Raw genomic sequence first — 1,615 nt, 5'->3', positions numbered from 1 at the left:
GAGCCGGTGCAGGGCGTCGTGGCCGCTGCGTCGTCGTGACCGGGGCGGGGGAGCCGCTCCGATCTGCTGGGCTCCTGGTCGATCTTGCCTGGCATGACGGCGCGCACGTACCACTGGTCTCCCCCTTGGACCTTGCCCTGCAGCCCACCCACGTTGGTGGCCTCAGGCGCCAACCTAAGTTGCCTGGGACATGTGGGCACGCCGAGGAAAACTCCGCCCGGGTGAAATATTCGGGCGTTCGTGAGACGTCGGGCCGACCGCCCGAGGGGGATGTTTCGGGTAGGTCAGACGTTCGTGATCGTCAGGGCGACGTTGTGCCCGCCGAAGCCGAAGGAGTTGTTGAGCGCGACGATGTCGCCGTCGGGCAGCTTCTCCGGGGTGTCGCGCACCAGGGGGACCTGGAGCTCGGGGTCCGGGGTCTCGACGTTGATGGTGGGCGGGGCGAGGCGCTCCGACACCGCCTTGACCGTGAAGAGGGTCTCGAGCGCGCCCGCGCCACCGAGCAGGTGACCGGTCATGGACTTGGTCGCGGAGAGGCGCACGTGGTCGGCCTCGCCGCCCATGAGCGTACGGATCGAGGCGGTCTCGGTGAGGTCGCCGACCTTGGTCGAGGTGGCGTGCGCGTTGACGTGCACGACGTCGCGCGACGTCACGCCGGCCTCCTCGAGGGCCCGGCGCATGGCCGAGACCTGCCCGGTGCCCTCGGGGTCCGGGGAGGTGATGTGGTAGGCGTCGGCGGACAGGCCGACGCCCGCGATCTTCGCGTAGACGCGTGCTCCGCGGGCGGCGGCGTGCTCGGCGCTCTCGATGACCAGCACGGCGGCGCCCTCGCCGACGACGAAGCCGTCGCGGTCGACGTCGTAGGGGCGCGAGGCGCGCTGCGGGTCGTCGTTGCGCAGCGACAGCGTGCGCGAGGCCGCGAAGGCGGCGATCGGCATGGGGTGGATCGTCGCCTCGGTCCCGCCGCACACGACGATGTCGGCCCGGCCGCTGCGGATCATGTCCACGCCGTACCCGATCGCCTCGGCGCCGGACGCGCACGCCGACACGAGGGCGTGCGCCCCGGCCTTGGCGCCGAACTCCATCGAGACGTACGCGGCGGGGGAGTTGGGCATGAGCATGGGGACGGTCATCGGGAGCATGCGGCGCGCGCCGCGCTCCTTGAGGGTGTCCCAGCCTTCCAGCGTGGTCCAGATGCCGCCGATGCCGGACGACACGACCGCACCGAGCCGCTCGCTGTCGACCTCGGGGGCGCCGGCGTCCTGCCAGGCCTCCCGGGCCGCGACCATCGCGTACTGCGTGGACGGGTCCATGCGCTTGGTCTCGGGGCGGGAGAGCACCTGGTCGGGGGTGACCTTGATGGTGGCGGCGAAGGTGACCGGGAGCCCGTACTTCTCGGCCCAGTCGTTGTCGAGGGTGCGCGCGCCCGACTCGCCCGCGAGGGCCGCGGCCCAGGTGCTGGGGGCGTCGCCACCGAGCGGGGTGGTGGCGCCGAGGCCGGTGACGACGACGTCGCGCGAGGCGGGTGCGGCAGTCATGGGTGGGTCACTCCTGTGGTGAGAGCGGGTGTGCGGTGTGGTGCTGCTCGATGCGTTGCCGGGCGGGCCGGGGTCCC

The 1,615-nt window shown here is 72.4% G+C and carries 1 protein-coding gene; it reads right to left on the bottom strand.

Translation table 11 applies throughout. From position 1 onward, the window contains the following. Positions 1–284: 284 nt before the first annotated feature. On the bottom strand, positions 285–1,538 hold the full coding sequence (locus ACFT55_RS20150) for a beta-ketoacyl-[acyl-carrier-protein] synthase family protein (protein WP_380245644.1): 1,254 nt from the start codon (positions 1,536–1,538) through the stop codon (positions 285–287). Positions 1,539–1,615 lie beyond the last annotated feature (77 nt).

This window comes from Isoptericola sp. NPDC057191 (genome assembly GCF_042670225.1).
In the GTDB taxonomy this organism is placed as follows: domain Bacteria; phylum Actinomycetota; class Actinomycetes; order Actinomycetales; family Cellulomonadaceae; genus Isoptericola.
This window is presented reverse-complemented; position numbering and strand designations above follow the sequence as displayed.